Origin of the sequence: Sphingomonas corticis (assembly GCF_012035195.1) — a bacterium.
GTDB classification, from domain to species: Bacteria; Pseudomonadota; Alphaproteobacteria; order Sphingomonadales; family Sphingomonadaceae; genus Sphingomonas; species Sphingomonas corticis.
Genome location: NZ_JAAVJH010000004.1, coordinates 107,825 through 123,621, shown reverse-complemented (window position 1 = coordinate 123,621; position 15,797 = coordinate 107,825). Strand labels below are relative to the sequence as shown.

Below are 15,797 nucleotides of genomic sequence, written 5' to 3'. Positions count from 1 at the left end.
CACACGCTCCTTATTCGGCGGGCTGGAGGGCGGGATCGGCGGCGGCGACGCGCCGCCGGCCGAGCCGCAGCGCAGCCGCGCGGCAGACGACGTAGAAGGTCGGGGTGAAGATCAGGCCGAAGCCGGTGACGCCCAGCATGCCGAAGAACACCGCCGTGCCCAGCGCCTGCCGCAGCTCCGCCCCCGCGCCGCTCGCCATCAGCAGCGGCACCGCGCCCAGCACGAAGGCGAAGCTGGTCATCAGGATCGGCCGCAGCCGGTCCTGCGCCGCGCGCACCGCCGCCTCCACCGGCGACAGCCCGTCCTCCGCCTCCGCCTGGCGCGCGAACTCGACCACCAGGATCGCGTTCTTCGCCGCCAGAGCGATCAGCACGACGAGGCCGATCTGCGTCAGCACGTTGTTGTCCATGCCGCGCAGGTTCACGCCGATCATCGCGGCGAAGAGGCACATCGGCACGATCATGATGATCGACAACGGCAGCAGCAGGCTTTCGTACTGCGCGGCGAGGACCAGGAAGACGAAGACCACGGCCAGGGCGAAGACGATGGCGGCGGTGTTGCCGGCCAGCTGCTGCTGGAAGGCGATGTCGGTCCATTCCGTGCCGTAGCCGGTCGGCAGCGTCTCCGCCGCCAGCCGCTGCATCGTCACCAGCGACTGGCCCGACGAGAAGCCCGGCGCGGTGTTGCCGTCCACCTCTACCGCGGGGAACATGTTGTAGCGCACGACGCGATACGGCCCGGTGCGGTCCTCGAACGTGGCGACCGACCCGATCGGCACCATGCCGCCCGCGTTCGACCGCGTCTTCAGGTTGGCGATGTCCGCCTCGGTCGCGCGGAACGGTGCGTCGGCCTGCGCCGTCACGCGATAGGTGCGGCCCAGCAGGTTGAAGTCGTTCACGAAGGCGGAGCCGAGATACACGTTCAGCGCCTCGAACACCCGCTCCGGCGGGACGCCCAGCAGGTCCGCCTTGCGCCGGTCGATGTCGGCGAAGACGCGCGGCGTGGCGGTGTCGAAGAAGGTGTAGGCGCCGGCGAGGCCGGGGGCGGCGTTCGCCTTCGCGATCAGCGCCTGCGCCTCGCGGCCCAGCGCCTGATAGCCGTGGCCGCCCTTGTCCTGCACCATCATGCGGAAGCCGCCAGCCGCGCCGATGCCCTGGATGACGGGAGGCGGCACGATCATCAGCCGCGCCTCGGTGATGTCGGCGGTCGCCTTCTGCGCGGCGGCCATCACGTCGGTGACGTGGACGCCCTTGCGATCCTCGAAATCCTTCAGCGGGATGTACGCCGCCGCGGCATTGGGCGCGAGCGTCTGCGACGGGCCGTCGAACCCGGCCAGCATCACCGCGCCCTTTACGCCGTCCAGCGGCAGGATGCGCTGCGCGACCTTGCGCATGACCGCGTCGGTGCGCTCAACCGAGGAGCCGGGCGGTAGCTGGATGACGGTCAGGAAATATCCCTGGTCCTGCTGCGGGATGAAGCCCGTCGGCGTCGAATAGAGCAGACCGCCGGTGGCGGCGATCAGCACGGCATACGTCGCCATCATGCTCTTCGGGCGTGCGACCAGCCGGCGCGTCAGCGCGGCATAGCCCGCGCTCATCCGCTCGAACCCGCGGTTGAACGCCTCGCCCGCGGCGCGCAGCCGGCGCATCGCGACGTTGCCGCCGGCCTCGTCGTGGACGTGATCCTTCAGCAGCAGCGCGGCGAGCGCGGGCGACAGCGTCAGCGACACGACCAGCGAGATGACCGTGGCGGTGGAGATGGTCGCCGCGAACTGCTGGTAGAAGGCGCCGGAGATGCCGTTCATGAAAAGGGTCGGGATGAACACGGCGCACAGCACCGCGACGATCGCCACCAGCGCGGCCGACACCTCGTCCATCGAGGTGAAGGCGGCCTGCAACGGCGACAGGCCGCGGGACAGGTTGCGCTCGACGTTCTCGACCACGACGATCGCGTCGTCGACGACGATGCCGATGGCGAGGACCAGGCCGAACAGCGACAGGTTGTTGAGCGAGTAGCCCACCATCAGCAGCACGGCGAACGTGCCGATCAGCGAGACGGGGATCGCGACCACCGGGATAATGGCGGCGCGCCAGCGTTGCAGGAAGACGATGATGACGAGGACGACGAGGACGATCGCCTCGATCAGCGTCTTCATCACCTCGTCGATCGACTGCGCGATGAACTCCGTGGGATTGTAGATGACGCGATAGGCGAGCCCCTTGGGGAACGTCTTCTCCAGCGTCTTCATCTCCTGCTCGATCGCCTCCGACGCGGCGAGCGCATTGGAACCGGGGCGCTGGAACACGCCGAGCAGCACGGTCGGCTCGCCCGACAGATAGGTGTTGGTCGAATAGTCGGCGGCGCCCAGCTCCACCCGCGCCACGTCGGACACGCGCACCTGCCGCCCGTCCGCGTCGGAGCGGATGACGATGTTCGCGAACTGCTGCGGCTCGGTGAGGCGGCCCTGCGTCTCGACGTTCAGCTGGAAGGCGTTGCCCTGATTATATGGCGGCTGGCCGAGCGTGCCGGCGGCCACCTGCACGTTCTGCGCGCGCAGCGCGGCGACGATGTCGCCAGCCGTCAGCCCCAGCGCGGCGGCGCGGCCGGGATCGATCCACACGCGCATCGCGTAATCGCGCGCGCCGAACAGCTGGACGTCGCCCACGCCCTCGATCCGCGCCAGCCGGTCCTTCACCTGCGTGAGCGCGTAGTTGGAGAGATATTGCGTATCGAGCGAGCGGTCGGGAGAGACCAGGTTCACGACCATCAGGAAGTCGGGCGAGGTCTTCTTCGTGACGATGCCCAGCCGCTGCACCTCCTGCGGCAGCCGCGGCGTGGCGATGGCGACGCGATTCTGCACCAGCACCTGCGCGGCATCGAGGTCGGTACCCGGCTTGAACGTGACGGTGATCGTCAGCCGTCCGTCGCCGGTCGACTGCGACGACTGGTAGATCATGCCGTCCACGCCGTTGATCTCCTGCTCGATCGGCGCGGCGACGGTCTCCGCCACCGTCTCCGCCGACGCGCCGGGATAGGTGGCGGCGACGGTGACGGTGGGCGGGACGATGTTGGGATATTGCGAGACCGGCAGGCCGAGATAGGCGAGCCCGCCGACGATCGTGATGACCACGGCGATCACCGCGGCGAAGATCGGGCGCGTGATGAAGAAGCGCGACAGGCGCATGGGTGCCTCCTCGCCCGCTTGGGCGATGGTGGGGGGAATAACGACGGTCCGAGCCGGTCGCCCTCACCCTTCCCGCCCGGCTTCGCCAGGTGGGCCCCTTCCCTCTCCCGCCGGGAGAGGGAGGGAGCGGCGAAGCCGCGGAAGGGTGAGGGCGACCTGGAAACTACCGCGCGAAGGTCGCCTCGCCGGCGGTGGCCACCGCGGTGGGCGGCGCGGCCGCGCGGGACGGGGTGATGCGGCCGGGCTGCACCTGTACCTTGGCGCCGGGCATCGCCATCTGCGTGCCGCTGACGACCACGCGGTCTGCACGGGTCAGGCCGGAGCGGACGATGCGCAGGCCGTCCACCACGGGGCCGAGCACCACGGGCCTGGGCACCACCGTCCCGTCGCGCGCGACGGTCAGCACGGTCTTCCTCGCCTGGTCGGTCTGCACCGCGGCGTCGGGCACCAGCAGCGCGGTCGCCGCCTGGCCGCTGGCCAGCCGCATGTTGCCGAACATGCCCGGCGTCAGGAACAGGTCCGGATTGTCGAGCACCGCGCGCCCGCGCACCGTGCCCGATCGCGGGTCTAGCCCGTTGTCCGTGAAATCGAGCCGCCCGGTGCGCGCATAGCCCGCCTCGTCCTGCAACCGTACCTGCACCTCGGTCCCCTCGGCGCCGGCGCGCTTGGACTTCAGGAACAGGCCTTCCGACGCGTCGAACGCGAAATAGATCGGGTCGAGCGCGTTGATCGTCGTCAGCAGCGTGCCGCTGGTGTCGCCCGCGGTGACGAGGTTGCCCGCGTCGATCCGCCGGTCGGAGATGCGCCCGGCGATGGGCGCGCGGACGCGGGTGAACTCCATGTCCAGCGCGCGCGCCTGCACCCGCGCCTGCGCCGCCGCCAGCCCAGCCGACGCCGCGCGGACGCGAGCGCCGAGCTGGTCGAGGTCGCTCTTCGACACCGCGTCGTCGGCCACCAGACGACCGGCGCGGGCGAGGTTCGCGCGCGCGAGCGCCAGGTCGCTCGAGGCGCTGGCGACGCTCGCACGGGCCTCGGCCAGAGCGGCCGCATAGGGACGCGGGTCGATGGTGAAGAGCAGCTGCCCGCGGCGCACGATCGCGCCGTCGGTGAAGTGCACGGCGGTGATGGCACCGCCCACGCGCGGGCGCACCTCGACCGAGCGGCTCGCCTCGAACCGGCCGACGTAATCGTCCCACTCGTTCACCTGCCGCACCAGCGGCTGCGCGACCTGCACCGTCGGCACCGGCATGGCGGCGACGGCAGGACCCTCGCGGTCGAGCACGCCCCACACCGCCGCGATCGCAACCACCGGCAGCGCGCCCCAGCCCGCCCTGCGCCACCACGACGGCGTCGCGGCGCGGGCCTCGCGTGCGCCGTCCTGCTCGGGCGCCGCCTCCACCTTCGTCATCATGTTCATGCGGGCAGGCCCTTTCGCAGGCGGGCGGTGACGATGCTGGCAGTCATCGTCTCGTACTGGCCGGCGGAGAAGCCGGCGGAGAAGAAGGCGCGCAGTTCGCTGGCGGGCACGGCGAAGCCGCGGTGCCAGGTGAGCACCGCCATGCGGCGCAGCGCTTCCAGCCGCTGGTCGGCCAGCTGCGGCGCGTGGCGGCGGGTGCCGAACACCTTGCCCAGCGCGATCGACATGCGGCCGGGCCGCGAGAGCGAGGACAGGCGGTCGCGCCGGGCGAGCGCGACGACGGACCATTCCAGCGCGCTCAGCCGGGCGTCCGCTTCGCTGTCCACGGACGGTTCGAACGAGCGCGGTGCCGCGGTGGACGGAGCGGGTGCGAGCAGGAGGTCGTCGCTGAAATCGACATAGGCCATTGTTGTTCTCCCTTCTTCGCGGGCGCGCGGCAGGGCGGTCGCCGACCCCCGAGGGATCGCGACGGCACCCGGCCGGCGGCGCGGGCTTGCGGACGCGGCGCCCCCCTCGCCGTGCGACAGGGCGACGGCGGCGGGGCGGCCGATGGCGGGTACGCTGACGGATGGGCGGCCCTAGGCCGCGGTCACCCGATTACGGACGATGGGGGTCGCAAAGACGTTGCACGTGATGCCCTCCCTTCGAGAGCCGGGAGGCCGCTGACCGGCCTCTCTTCTATACTGAATGGTATAGAAACCCGGTTGCGCTGCGTCAATCGCTTTTCTGTACCGAGCGGTAATTATTTTTGCGCAACGACTTTCCAGCGCGAGTTTCTAGCGGCTCGGCCACATCATCAGGCTGGTCTCGACCACGCGCTCCAGGTCGGCGCGGGTCGCGCCCGATCCGGCCTGCACCGCCATGCCTTGCAGGATGGCGTAGAGGTAACTGGTCAGCCCCGCGACATCGATGTGCGCGGGCAGGTCGCCGTCGCGCTTGGCCTGTTCGAACCGCTCGACCAGCGCGGCCTGCGACGACGCGCGCCGCTGGATCACGTCCGCCTTGATCGATTCGGCCTCCGCGCCGCAGGCGGTGGCACTGATGACGCCCAGGCACCCCTTGGGATCGCAGCTGCTCATCTGCGCGTCGATCGCGCCGCGCATGAAATGCTCGGCCACGCCCCGCGCGGTCGGCTGCTTCAGCGCCTCGCGCGTATATTCCAGCTTCTCCGCCTCGTAGAGGTCGAGCGCCTTGTGGAAGAGCGATTCCTTGTTGCCGAACGCGGCGTAGAGGCTGGGCTTGGTGATGCCCATCGCCTCGGTCAGATCGGCCATCGAGGCGCCTTCATAGCCCTTCGACCAGAACACGCCGAGCGCCGCGGCCAGCGCCTGATCGACGCAGAACTCGCGGGGACGACCCTTGGCGGTGGGAGCGGCGGCAACTTCCATAACGCCCGGTATATAAAGGGGCGGCGGCAACTTGGCAAGACACGGCGTCCCCGCCATGCTGTCCGCCGCGAAAGCGGGGAACGGCGGATGGCACAGGCTCGATACTCGCGGCGCGAGGCGTTGCTGGCGGGAGGAGCGGCGGCGGCGCTGCTGGCGACGCGCGCCGCGACGGCGCAGGGGATGCGCGAGGACGACCGCGTCGACGCGCTGGTCGCGCAGTTCATGCGCGCCTTCGACACGCCGGGCATGGCGGTGGCGCTGGTACGGCTCGGCACCCCTGCACTGGCGCGCGGGTACGGCGTGCGGCGGCTGGGCGAGGCGGCACGGGTGGATGGCGATACGCTGTTCGGCATCGCCTCGAACAGCAAGGCGTTCGTCGCCGCCGGACTGGCCATGCTGGTGGACGCCGGGAAGATCGGCTGGGACGAGCCGGTCGTGCGCTACCTGCCCGATTTCGCCACCAGCGATCCCGTGGTCACGCGGGCGATGACGGTGCGCGATCTGCTGTGCCATCGCAGCGGCCTGCCGCTGGGCGCGGGCGACCTGATGCAATTCCCGCTGTCCGATCACACCCGCGCCGACATCGTGCGCGGGCTGCGCCACCTGCCGTTCGAGCGCGGGTTCCGCAGCGGCTACGCCTATGACAACATCCTGTACGTGGTCGCCGGCGTGCTGATCGAGCGGGTCAGCGGGCAGGATTACGAGGATTACATCACCCAGCGCGTGCTGCGCCCGCTCGGCATGCGCGCGGCGGTGGCGGATCGCAGCCTGCTGCGCACCGCCAACGTCGTCGCGCGTCACGCCCGGCTGGGTCCGCCCGCGCGCGGTATCGGCGCGCTGTCGGTCGTCGCCGCGGACGAATCGATCGCGGGCAGCCCCGCCGGCGGGATCCACGCCGGCGCGGCGGAGATCGCGCTGTGGTTGCAGACGCAGCTCGCCCGCGGCGTCACCCCGGCCGGGCGGCGACTGTGGAGCGAGGAGAGCGCGACCGAGATGTGGACGCCGCAGGTCATCACCGGCGCCGGCGCGGGCGCGACCGCGGACGATCCGACGCGCAGCGTGATCTCGGGCTACGCGCTCGGCTGGGGCGTGCGCGACTATCGCGGGCACCGGTTGATCGCGCATTCGGGCGGCCTCAGCGGGCAAGTGACGCAAACGGCGCTGCTGCCCGAACAGGGGATCGGCGTCGCCGTCCTCACCAACGTGGAGGACGGCATCAGCACGCAGCTGCGCAACGCGCTGCTCGACCTGGCGCTCGCCGCCCCGCCGTTCGATTGGCTCGCGGCGGCGCAGCGCCAGCGCGAGCAGAACGAGCGCGAGGTGCGCGAACTGGCGGGCGGCGGTGACTTCGCCGTTCCGCCGGGCGGCCCCTCGCTGCCGCTCGCCACCTATGCCGGCCGCTATCGCGATCCCTGGTACGGCGACATCGTCGTGCGCGAGGCTGGTGCAAGGCTCTCCATCGACTTCACGCGGACGCCGGTGTTCAGGAGCGTGCTGGAACCCTTCGGGCCGGACCGCTTCCGCACGCGCTTCGCGCCGGGCGCTGGCGAGGATGCGGTGGTCGGCTTCGTGATCGAAGGCGGCCGGCCGGTGCGGCTGGAGTTGAAGGCGCTGTCGCCGCTGGCCGACTTCTCCTACGACTTCCAGCACCTGCGCCCTGAGAGGATCGGCTCCTGACAGGCGCCTGGTCGCCGGGGCCGCTCCGGGCGGAGTGCCGCACATCCCCTGCGCGGGAGCACGAACAGGGCCGCGTCAGCGCGTCAGCGGCGGGTCGCGAACCAGATCGTGTGCTGCGGCCCCTTGCCGTTCTCCCGCGCGCGCACGCGCTGCTCGTCGACGGCGAAGCCCGCCTGCCCCAGCCGGCGGGCGAAGGCGGCATCCGGCGCGGAGGACCAGACGGACAGGATGCCGCCGGGACGCAGCGCGGCGCGCGCGCGAGACAGCCCCGTGGCCGAATAGAGACCGTCGTTGGCCGGGCGCGTGACTCCGTCCGGCCCGTTGTCGACGTCCAGCAGGATCGCGTCGTAGCCGCCCGGCGCCGCGGCCATCGCGGCGGCGACGTCCTCGATCCGCAACAGGGTGCGCGGATCGTCCAGGCAGCCCGCGGTCAGCTCCGCCAGCGGCCCGCGCGCCCATTCGATCACGCCCGGCACCAGCTCCGCCACCGTCACCCGCGCCTCCGGCCCCAGCCGTGCAAGCACGGCGCGCAGCGTGAAGCCCATGCCGTAACCGCCGATCAGCAGCCGCGGCGCGGCGCGACCGGCCAGCCGGTCGCATGTCATCGTGCCCAGCGCCACTTCGGACCCGCTCATGCGGCTGCTCATCAGCTCGTTGCGGTCGAGCATGATGATGAAGTCGCGACCGTGGCGAACCAGTCGGAGCGGCGGGCCGCCCGGGACCTCCGCCACACCGATCGGCTCGCGTGGGATCAACGCTTGCGGGCCTTGCGCGCGGCGTATTTGGCGTCGCGCAGCGCCTTGGCCTCCGCCTCCGTCAGCTTCGGCTTCTGCGCCTTGGCCTCGGCGGCGGCACGGCGCTCGGCCTCCTGCCGCTTCGCTTCCGCCTTGGCTTCCTTGGCGGCCTGAAGCTCCGCCTGCTTGGCGGCGCGGCGTTCCGCGGCGGCGGCTTCCTTCGCCGCGGCGGCGGCCTGGCGCTCGGCGACGACGGCCGGGTCAAGCGCCGGCTTGTTGCGCAGCTTCTCCAGCGCCGCTTCCTTGGCGGCGCGTGCCGCGGCGGCGCGATCGTTGAACGTGGGTAGCTTGAATCCTGCCATGATCCTCAGATTTTCCAATGGGTCGTCCCGGCCGAACGGGCCGTCAGGCGCGGCGCCTTACCCCATCGGCGCGGAATCGCCAATCGCCGCGACGCAAGATAGAGCGGCGCGATGATCCGCATCACCGAATTGAAGCTGCCGCTGCACCATGCGGACGAGGCGCTGGCGGCGGCGGTGTGCCGGCGGCTGCGCATCACCCCGCGCGAGCTGATCCGCTTCACCGTCGCGCGCCGCGGCCACGACGCGCGCGACCGCACCAGCATCGCGCTGGTCTACTCGCTCGACGTGGCGGTGCGGAACGAGGGCGCGGTACTGGCGCGCTTCCGCAAGGACCGCGACGTGGGCCCGACACCCGACACCCGCTACCGTCCGGTGGCCACCGCCCCCGCCGGCGCGCCGCGCCCGGTGGTGGTCGGCGCCGGGCCGTGCGGCCTGTTCGCCACGCTGATCCTGGCGCAGATGGGCTATCGCCCGATCCTGCTGGAACGCGGCAAGGTGGTGCGCGAGCGGACCAAGGACACCTGGGGCCTGTGGCGCCGCCACGTCCTGAACCCCGAATCGAACGTGCAGTTCGGCGAGGGCGGGGCGGGCACCTTCTCCGACGGAAAGCTCTACAGCCGGATCAAGGACCCGCGGCACCTCAACCGCAAGGTGCTGACCGAGTTCGTGAAGGCGGGCGCGCCGGAGGAAATCCTGACGGAGGCGCACCCCCATATCGGCACCTTCCGCCTCGTCACGATGGTGGAGAGCCTGCGCGCGCAGATCGAGGAACTGGGCGGCGAATATCGCTTCGAGACGCGGGTGGAGGGGCTGGACGTCGCCACCGACGGCGCGGGCGCGCGCCGCCTGCGCGGGCTGCACCTGTCCGACGGCAGCACGCTGGCGGCCGACCGCGTCGTGATGGCGGTGGGGCACAGCGCGCGCGACACGTTCGCGATGCTCCACGCCGCGGGGGTGCAGGCGGAGGCCAAGCCCTTCTCGATCGGCGTGCGGATCGAACATCCGCAATCGTGGATCGACCAGGCGCGCTTCGGCCAGGACGCCGGCCATCCGATTTTGGGTGCGGCGGAATACCACATCTCGCACCATTGCTCGAACGGGCGCACGGTCTACAGCTTCTGCATGTGCCCAGGCGGCACCGTGGTCGCCGCCACGTCGGAGGAAGGGCGCGTCGCCACCAACGGCATGAGCCAATATTCGCGCAACGAGCGTAACGCGAACTCCGGCTTCGTCGTCGCGATCGATCCCGCGCGCGACTATCCCGGCGACCCGCTGGCGGGCATCGCGCTCCAGCGCGAGCTGGAGGAGCGCGCCTTCGTCGCCGGTGGATCAAACTACAAGGCGCCGGCACAGCGGCTGGGCGACTTCATGGCGGGACGCGCCTCCACCGCGCTCGGGTCGGTCGTGCCGTCCTATCGTCCCGGTGTGACGCCGACCGACCTGTCGCTGTGCCTGCCCGACTATGTCGTCGCCGCGATGCGCGAGGCGCTGCCCGCGTTCGGGCGGCAAATTCGCGGCTACGACCATCCCGACGTGGTGATGACCGGGGTGGAGACGCGTACCTCCTCCCCCGTCCGCTTCCCGCGCGGCGAGGACATGCAGAGCGTCAACACCGCCGGCCTGTTCCCCGCGGGCGAGGGCGCTGGCTATGCCGGCGGCATCCTCTCCGCCGCGGTGGACGGGATCAAGGTGGCCGAGGCGGTGGCGCTGAGCATGGCTGCGTGAGCAGCGCGGGCGTGTCGCAGCTCGTCCTCTTCAACAAGCCCTATGGCGTGCTGAGCCAGTTCACCGATCGCGGTACCCACGCGGCGCGGGCGACGCTGTCCGACTTCATCGACCTGCCCGGCATCTATCCGGCCGGGCGGCTGGATCGCGACAGCGAGGGGCTGCTGCTGCTGACCGACGACGGACACTTGCAGGCGCGCATCGCCGATCCGCGCTTCAAGCTGGCGAAGACCTATCTCGTCCAGGTGGAAGGCACACCGGACGAGGACGCGCTGGCGCGGCTGCGCGCGGGCGTGATGCTGAAGGACGGCATGACCCGGCCGGCGGAGGCGCGACGCATCGACCCGCCCGCGCTGTGGCCGCGCGACCCGCCGGTGCGCTTCCGCGCGAGCGTGCCCGACCATTGGATCGAGCTGACGATCAGGGAGGGGCGCAACCGACAGGTCCGACGCATGACCGCGGCAGTGGGGCTGCCGACGCTGCGGCTGGTGCGACGCCGCATCGGTGACTGGTCGCTGGGCGGGCTGGAGCCGGGCGAGTGGCGGGTGGCGTGAAGGTCTTCTTCGACGGCGGCTGCAGGCCTGGAGGCATGGAGTGGGCCGTGGTGATCCGCGGCGAGGCGATCGTCGCGTGCGATCTTGGCGCGGGCACCAGCATGGAGGCGGAGTGGCTGGCGCTGCTGGCCGCGCTGCGGCTGGTGCGCGAGCGCCGAATCGCCGACGCGGTGCTGCTGGGCGATGCCGCCGCCGTGATCGCGCAGGCACGGGGAGAGGTGCGATGCCCGCCCGCGTATCGCGAGCACCTCGACACATTCCACGCGCTGGGCGGCGCGCACCTGCGGCTGCGCTATCTGCGTCGAGCGCAGAACCTGGCCGGCATCGCGCTCGACGCGCTGCGGCGGTGACGTTCCAGGGAGATCTTCGTCATGCCGGGCTCGTCCCGGCATCCACCGTGCCGCACACCCTCGGCTCGACAGCTTCGCGGCACCGTGGAGCCCGGCGCGGGGCAGAAGCGACGGGATAGCTGGATCAGGCCGACGCCGCCGCCACGGTCCCCACCGCCAGCCCGCGCTCGGCCAGCGCCGTACCCAGCCCGGCCAGCGGCATCGCGGCGGTGCCGGGCGCCTGCTCCACCGTCACGTCGAGCAGGCCGTCCGCGCTGCGCACCAGCCGCGCGCCGGTGGCGGGCCAGGTGGCCGCGCCGAAGCGGACGCGCACCTCGCGCGGGCCGCGGCCGTTCTCGCGTGTCCACAGGTCGGCCAGCATCTGCGCGAAACCCGACGGGTCGACGTGCGGCGCGGGTGCCTGCGCGGCGACGACGACCGGCACCGGCGCCGCGTTCTGCGCGAAGCCGCCGAAGCCCTGGTCGGCGTGGCGATCGCCGTCGCGACGGTCGAGCGCGGCGCGCTCCTCCGCGGCGGCCTGCCATTGTCCGAGCGCCGGGGCGTCGGGCGCGCGCTCGCCCTTTGCGGGCATCGCCGCGCCCTTGCCGCCGCCCCGCGCCGGCGCAGTCCCCTGCGGCAGCGACCCGCGCGCGCGCGCGAACGCCTCGCCCATCGCCCGCACGTCCTCCGCGGGTGGGTCGGCGCGCTGCGTCGGCTGTGGCGCGGCGCGGCGGACCGGCTGGCTGCTGCGGCTCGGTGCGGACACGTCGCTCATCGGAACCTCCTCACGTCCTCGGCATCCATCGCCTGGCGCTCCTCGTCGATCCGGCCGGCCTGGCGGCGGATCGTGCCCAGCCGCTCCGCCAGGGCGTCGTGACGCGCCTGCGCCAGGATCATCGCGCGGCGGCGCTCGTCCTCGTCGTCGCGGCACCGCCGCTCCGCCCCCTGCGCCTCCGCAAGCGCCTCTGCCGCGATCGAGCGGTCGAAGCGGGCGCGATCGAGCACCGCCAGCAGCCGCTCGGCCTCCGCCGGATCGGTGGCGAGGCCCGCGATCGCGGCCTGATGCGCGGTGCCGGCACGATCGGCGACGCCGTCCGCCTGTGCCCGCTCGGCTTCCGCCGCGGCGGTGGCGACCCGCGCCTGTGCCAGCCGTGCCGCGGCGGCGCGCACGCGCACGTCGCGCAGGCGGACGAGCTGCGCCGCCTGTCGCGCCTGGTCGCGCGCGCTCATCCGCCGATGCTCCGCAGCATCAGCAGCGCATTGGCCATCGCGGCGGGCTGCGTCGCCTCCTGCCGCAGCATCGCCTCGATCTCGGGCCGGGCGGCGATGGCGCGGTCGGCGACCGGATCGGCGCCGGCGCGATACTCGCCCACCTGCACGAGGAATTCGATATCGGCGTGTTTCGCCATCAGCGCGCGCACCTGCGTCGCGGCGGCGCGATGGGCGGGCTGCGCCAGCCGCGGGAACAGGCGCGACAGGCTGCCGAGCACGTCGATCGCGGGATAATGCCCTGCTGCGCCAAGCTTTCGCGAGAGGACGATATGGCCGTCGAGGATGGAGCGCACCTCCTCGCCTACCGGATCGCCGCCGTCCTCGTCCTCCAGCAGCACGGTGTAGACGCCAGTAATGGCGCCCTTCGCGTCGGTGCCCGCGCGTTCGAACAGCCGCGGCAGTTCGGCGAAGACCGACGGGGGGAAGCCGCGTCGCACCGCCGGCTCGCCGGCGGCGAGGCCGATCTCGCGCAGTGCACGGGCGAAGCGCGTGACCGAGTCCATCAGCAGCAGGACGCTCTTCCCCTCGCTGCGAAACCCCTCCGCGATGGCGGTGGCGTGGTGCGCCGCGCGGACGCGCTCCATTGCCGCGCGATCGGAGGTGGCGCAGACGATGACCGAGCGCGCCAGCCCGTCCGCGCCCAGCGAATCCTCGATGAACTCGCGCACCTCGCGCCCGCGCTCGCCGATCAGCGAGATGACGATCACCTCCGCCCTGGCGAAGCGCGCCAGCATACCGAGCAGCGTCGACTTGCCGCCGCCCGCCGCGGCGAAGACACCCATGCGCTGGCCCTCGCCCAGCGTCAGCAGCGCGTCGATCGCGCGCACGCCGGTTTCCAGCGGCTTGTCGATCAGCGCGCGCTCCATCGGCCCCGGCGCGGGGGCGTGGAGCGGGACGGTCGGCAGGCCGGCAGGCAGCGTGCCCTTGCCGTCGATCGGCCGCCCGCGGCCGTCGAGCACGCGGCCGAGCAGCGCCTCGCCGTAGGGCACGCGGTCCTCGCCCGGGCGCACCACCACCTCCGCATCGGCGGACAGGCCCCGCACGTCGCCCAGCGGGGTCAGGACGGTCGCATGGCCGGCGATCCCGACCACCTCGGCCATCACGCTCTCGCCCGTCGCCGGTACGACGATCTCGCACGTCTCGCCGATGCGCGCGGCGATGCCGGTCACCTTCATCGTCGTGCCGAGCAATTCCACCAGTCGGCCACGCCGCTCGACCGTGCTGGACCGGCCCAGCCGAGCGACCAGATCCTCGACCGACGGGGCGCCCGGCCGCGTCACGCGGGCAGGCCCCAGGCGCGCGCGAGGGCGGCCAGCTGCGTCTCCAGCCCGGCGTGCACCTCGCCCAGCGAGGTGGCGATCACGCAGTCGGTCGGTGCGAGCGCGGCATCCGCCTCCACCGCCACCCGCTCGCCCAGGCGGGCGCGCGTGGCGGCCAGCGCGTCGGGATGAACGCGGACGGTCGGCGCCAAGTCGGGCGCCACTCCGGCCGCGGCGCGGTCGGCCATCGCCGCGACCATGTCCGCCGCGCCCAGATCGGCGGCGATGCGCCGCACCACCTCCAGCGCCAGCCGGGCGAGGTCCCCGCGCTGCTCCTGCGCGCGCACCGCGTCCGCCTGGACGAGCCGCAGCAATTCCTCGCGGACCGCCGCGGCGCCCGCCGCCAGCCCCTCGGCATGGCCGGCGGCATAGCCCTCCGCGCGCGCCGCCTCCTTCGCCGCTTCGGTCGCACCCGCCGCCTCGTCGCGCAGCGCGGCAACCGCGTCGAGCAGGTCGCGCGCCGCGGTGAAGGCGGGCAGCTCGCGCGCGGGGACGATCGGGTCGTCGCGCAGCAGCGTCGCCGCGCGGTCGGCGTGGATCAGCACGAAGCTCACGCCGCCCCCTCCACCGCGTCGATCGCGAAGCGCGACAGGTCGGCGGGGTGCGCGACGCCCGCCGATGGTGCCCACAGCAGATAGCGGTGGAGCGCAGGCGGCAGGGTCGCGCGCATCAGGTCGAATCCCAGCGCCTCGATCCCGTCCACCGCGACCCCGCCGACGCCGCCGCCCGGCACGTGGCCCGCCACCCCGATGGCGCGGTCGAGCGCCTCGTCACCGGCGCGTGCGGCCAGTTCGCGCAGCCACGCGCCGTCGATCGAGGCCGCCACCGCGGGCCCCATCGCCACCAGCGCCGCGGCGGTGGCCAGGCGCAGCAGCGCCGGCCGGGGCCGCTGAAGCCAGTCGGGCGCGCGCGCGAGGTCGGCGAAGGTGGCGGCGGCGGGCGCGGGCCGGCGATCCACCAGCGCGCGCGCGCGCCGCTCGCCGCGCTCGCCCGCCAGCGCCACCAGATGCTCGCCGATCCGCGCCAGCGCGGCACGCTCCGCCGCAGCAGTCACGGCTGAATCTCCTGCGGCACGATGGCCCGACGCGCTGCGGCCTGGCGCCGCAGCCGCCAGCGCCGCACGCCAGGATAGGCGAGCGCACCGCCTAGCAGCAGCGCGCCGACCACCGCGGCGAAGATCATACCGTCACCCGTCCCGCTGGGCGCGGTGGCGGCGCCGACCACCACGGGCGGCGGCTGCGCGGCGAACGTCTCGACGCTCACGTTCTCGTACTTCAGGCCCTCGATCGAGTTCACGACCAGCGCCTTGATCTTGCCGATCTGTCCGTTGATGTCGGTGCCGGGGCGATATTTGATGAAGACCGACGCGGAGGCCGGCGCCTTCGTCTCCGCCAGCGGCGCGTCTTCCGGCAGCGCGAGGTGCACGCGCGCCTGCACCACGCCGTCGATCTGCGTCAGCGTGCGCGATAATTCCTGGCTCAGGCCCCAGTTCAGCCGCGCCCGCTCCTCGGTGGGTGACGAGACGAAGCCTTCCTTCTTGAACACGGTGCCCAGCGTGGCGAAATCCTGCCGCGGGTAGCCCTGCGACTGCAGGATCTCCACCGCCTTGCCGAAATCGCCCTTGGCGGTGGTCAGCGTCCAGCCGGCCTCGCCCGCGCTCTGCTTCTCCGCCTCGATGCCGGAGCGTTGCAGCACCGCGATCATCTCGTTGGCCTGCGCCTCGCTCAGCTTGCCGTAGAGCTCGGCACGGCCGCACGCGGCGAGGAGGACGAGACCCAGCCCGGCGAGAAGCAGCTTCAGCCGTTTCGTCCAGTCCATCGCGTCCTCCCCTGCGCG

Annotated in this window: 16 protein-coding genes; 4 read left to right on the top strand and 12 right to left on the bottom strand. The window is 72.5% G+C overall.

Features of this window, described 5'->3' with window-relative positions:
* Positions 1 to 10: 10 nt before the first annotated feature.
* From HBH26_RS07905 to HBH26_RS07890, 4 genes are all read right to left on the bottom strand, one after another.
* Positions 11 to 3,184 (bottom strand): efflux RND transporter permease subunit, encoded by a 3,174-nt coding sequence (locus tag HBH26_RS07905; protein ID WP_168134052.1) that lies wholly within the window; start codon positions 3,182 to 3,184, stop codon positions 11 to 13.
* Positions 3,185 to 3,347: 163 nt separating this feature from the next.
* A complete protein-coding gene (locus HBH26_RS07900; protein ID WP_168134051.1) occupies positions 3,348 to 4,601 on the bottom strand; it encodes an efflux RND transporter periplasmic adaptor subunit in 1,254 nt (417 codons plus the stop codon).
* Positions 4,598 to 5,008, bottom strand: coding sequence for a hypothetical protein (locus HBH26_RS07895; RefSeq protein WP_168134050.1), 411 nt, complete (start codon positions 5,006 to 5,008; stop codon positions 4,598 to 4,600). Before HBH26_RS07895 ends, HBH26_RS07900 begins: the two co-directional genes overlap by 4 nt.
* A 369-nt stretch (positions 5,009 to 5,377) precedes the next feature.
* Positions 5,378 to 5,989, bottom strand: a complete 612-nt coding sequence (locus HBH26_RS07890) for a TetR/AcrR family transcriptional regulator (protein WP_168134049.1) — start codon at positions 5,987 to 5,989, stop codon at positions 5,378 to 5,380.
* A gap of 87 nt (positions 5,990 to 6,076) precedes the next feature.
* Here HBH26_RS07890 and HBH26_RS07885 point away from each other — a divergent pair, with 87 nt between their 5' ends.
* Entirely contained in the window at positions 6,077 to 7,666 is a 1,590-nt protein-coding gene (locus HBH26_RS07885) for a serine hydrolase (RefSeq protein ID WP_168134048.1), read from the top strand.
* An 83-nt stretch (positions 7,667 to 7,749) separates the two neighbouring features.
* Here HBH26_RS07885 and HBH26_RS07880 read toward each other — a convergent pair whose 3' ends face one another.
* Complete coding sequence (locus tag HBH26_RS07880; RefSeq protein ID WP_168134047.1) at positions 7,750 to 8,421, bottom strand: spermidine synthase; 672 nt, start codon at positions 8,419 to 8,421, stop codon at positions 7,750 to 7,752.
* On the bottom strand, positions 8,418 to 8,762 hold the full coding sequence (locus HBH26_RS07875; RefSeq protein ID WP_168134046.1) for a DUF6481 family protein: 345 nt from the start codon (positions 8,760 to 8,762) through the stop codon (positions 8,418 to 8,420). The genes HBH26_RS07880 and HBH26_RS07875 overlap by 4 nt, the downstream gene beginning before the upstream one ends.
* Positions 8,763 to 8,873: 111 nt before the next feature.
* Here HBH26_RS07875 and HBH26_RS07870 point away from each other — a divergent pair, with 111 nt between their 5' ends.
* From HBH26_RS07870 to HBH26_RS07860, 3 genes are read left to right on the top strand one after another with little or no spacing between them, the layout of a single operon-like run.
* The gene (locus HBH26_RS07870; RefSeq protein WP_168134045.1) at positions 8,874 to 10,487 is read left to right on the top strand and encodes an NAD(P)/FAD-dependent oxidoreductase; all 1,614 of its coding nucleotides are present in this window, start codon (positions 8,874 to 8,876) and stop codon (positions 10,485 to 10,487) included.
* Between the two features lie 11 nt (positions 10,488 to 10,498).
* Complete coding sequence (locus tag HBH26_RS07865; RefSeq protein WP_168134255.1) at positions 10,499 to 11,041, top strand: pseudouridine synthase; 543 nt, start codon at positions 10,499 to 10,501, stop codon at positions 11,039 to 11,041.
* A gap of 35 nt (positions 11,042 to 11,076) precedes the next feature.
* Entirely contained in the window at positions 11,077 to 11,391 is a 315-nt protein-coding gene (locus HBH26_RS07860) for a reverse transcriptase-like protein (protein WP_209308423.1), read from the top strand.
* A gap of 124 nt (positions 11,392 to 11,515) precedes the next feature.
* Here the strand turns inward: HBH26_RS07860 and HBH26_RS07855 are convergent, their stop codons facing one another.
* Genes HBH26_RS07855 through sctJ form a run of 6 tightly spaced genes read right to left on the bottom strand, consistent with a single transcriptional unit; the run spans position 11,516 to position 15,779 of the window.
* Complete coding sequence (locus HBH26_RS07855; protein WP_168134043.1) at positions 11,516 to 12,145, bottom strand: hypothetical protein; 630 nt, start codon at positions 12,143 to 12,145, stop codon at positions 11,516 to 11,518.
* Positions 12,142 to 12,600 carry a hypothetical protein gene (locus tag HBH26_RS07850; protein ID WP_168134042.1) on the bottom strand — a complete coding sequence of 153 codons (459 nt, stop codon included), beginning with the start codon at positions 12,598 to 12,600 and terminating at the stop codon, positions 12,142 to 12,144. Before HBH26_RS07850 ends, HBH26_RS07855 begins: the two co-directional genes overlap by 4 nt.
* Positions 12,597 to 13,922: a FliI/YscN family ATPase gene (locus tag HBH26_RS07845; RefSeq protein ID WP_338057297.1), complete on the bottom strand. Its 1,326-nt coding sequence runs from the start codon at positions 13,920 to 13,922 to the stop codon at positions 12,597 to 12,599. Before HBH26_RS07845 ends, HBH26_RS07850 begins: the two co-directional genes overlap by 4 nt.
* The gene (locus HBH26_RS21160; protein ID WP_168134041.1) at positions 13,919 to 14,515 is read right to left on the bottom strand and encodes a FliH/SctL family protein; all 597 of its coding nucleotides are present in this window, start codon (positions 14,513 to 14,515) and stop codon (positions 13,919 to 13,921) included. The genes HBH26_RS07845 and HBH26_RS21160 overlap by 4 nt, the downstream gene beginning before the upstream one ends.
* Positions 14,512 to 15,015 carry a hypothetical protein gene (locus HBH26_RS07835; protein ID WP_168134040.1) on the bottom strand — a complete coding sequence of 168 codons (504 nt, stop codon included), beginning with the start codon at positions 15,013 to 15,015 and terminating at the stop codon, positions 14,512 to 14,514. Before HBH26_RS07835 ends, HBH26_RS21160 begins: the two co-directional genes overlap by 4 nt.
* The gene (gene sctJ / locus HBH26_RS07830) at positions 15,012 to 15,779 is read right to left on the bottom strand and encodes a type III secretion system inner membrane ring lipoprotein SctJ (protein WP_168134039.1); all 768 of its coding nucleotides are present in this window, start codon (positions 15,777 to 15,779) and stop codon (positions 15,012 to 15,014) included. Before sctJ ends, HBH26_RS07835 begins: the two co-directional genes overlap by 4 nt.
* Positions 15,780 to 15,797 lie beyond the last annotated feature (18 nt).

What these genes read in the sequence shown, in the direction of transcription:
- HBH26_RS07905 (WP_168134052.1), bottom strand. Translation starts at nt 3,184, where the DNA reads ATGCGCCTGTCGCGCTTCTTCATCACGCGCCCGATCTTCGCCGCGGTG.
- HBH26_RS07900 (WP_168134051.1), bottom strand. Translation starts at nt 4,601, where the DNA reads ATGAACATGATGACGAAGGTGGAGGCGGCGCCCGAGCAGGACGGCGCA.
- HBH26_RS07895 (WP_168134050.1), bottom strand. Translation starts at nt 5,008, where the DNA reads ATGGCCTATGTCGATTTCAGCGACGACCTCCTGCTCGCACCCGCTCCG.
- HBH26_RS07890 (WP_168134049.1), bottom strand. Translation starts at nt 5,989, where the DNA reads ATGGAAGTTGCCGCCGCTCCCACCGCCAAGGGTCGTCCCCGCGAGTTC.
- HBH26_RS07885 (WP_168134048.1), top strand. Translation starts at nt 6,077, where the DNA reads ATGGCACAGGCTCGATACTCGCGGCGCGAGGCGTTGCTGGCGGGAGGA.
- HBH26_RS07875 (WP_168134046.1), bottom strand. Translation starts at nt 8,762, where the DNA reads ATGGCAGGATTCAAGCTACCCACGTTCAACGATCGCGCCGCCGCGGCA.
- HBH26_RS07870 (WP_168134045.1), top strand. Translation starts at nt 8,874, where the DNA reads ATGATCCGCATCACCGAATTGAAGCTGCCGCTGCACCATGCGGACGAG.
- HBH26_RS07860 (WP_209308423.1), top strand. Translation starts at nt 11,077, where the DNA reads ATGGAGTGGGCCGTGGTGATCCGCGGCGAGGCGATCGTCGCGTGCGAT.
- HBH26_RS07855 (WP_168134043.1), bottom strand. Translation starts at nt 12,145, where the DNA reads ATGAGCGACGTGTCCGCACCGAGCCGCAGCAGCCAGCCGGTCCGCCGC.
- HBH26_RS07850 (WP_168134042.1), bottom strand. Translation starts at nt 12,600, where the DNA reads ATGAGCGCGCGCGACCAGGCGCGACAGGCGGCGCAGCTCGTCCGCCTG.
- sctJ (WP_168134039.1), bottom strand. Translation starts at nt 15,779, where the DNA reads ATGGACTGGACGAAACGGCTGAAGCTGCTTCTCGCCGGGCTGGGTCTC.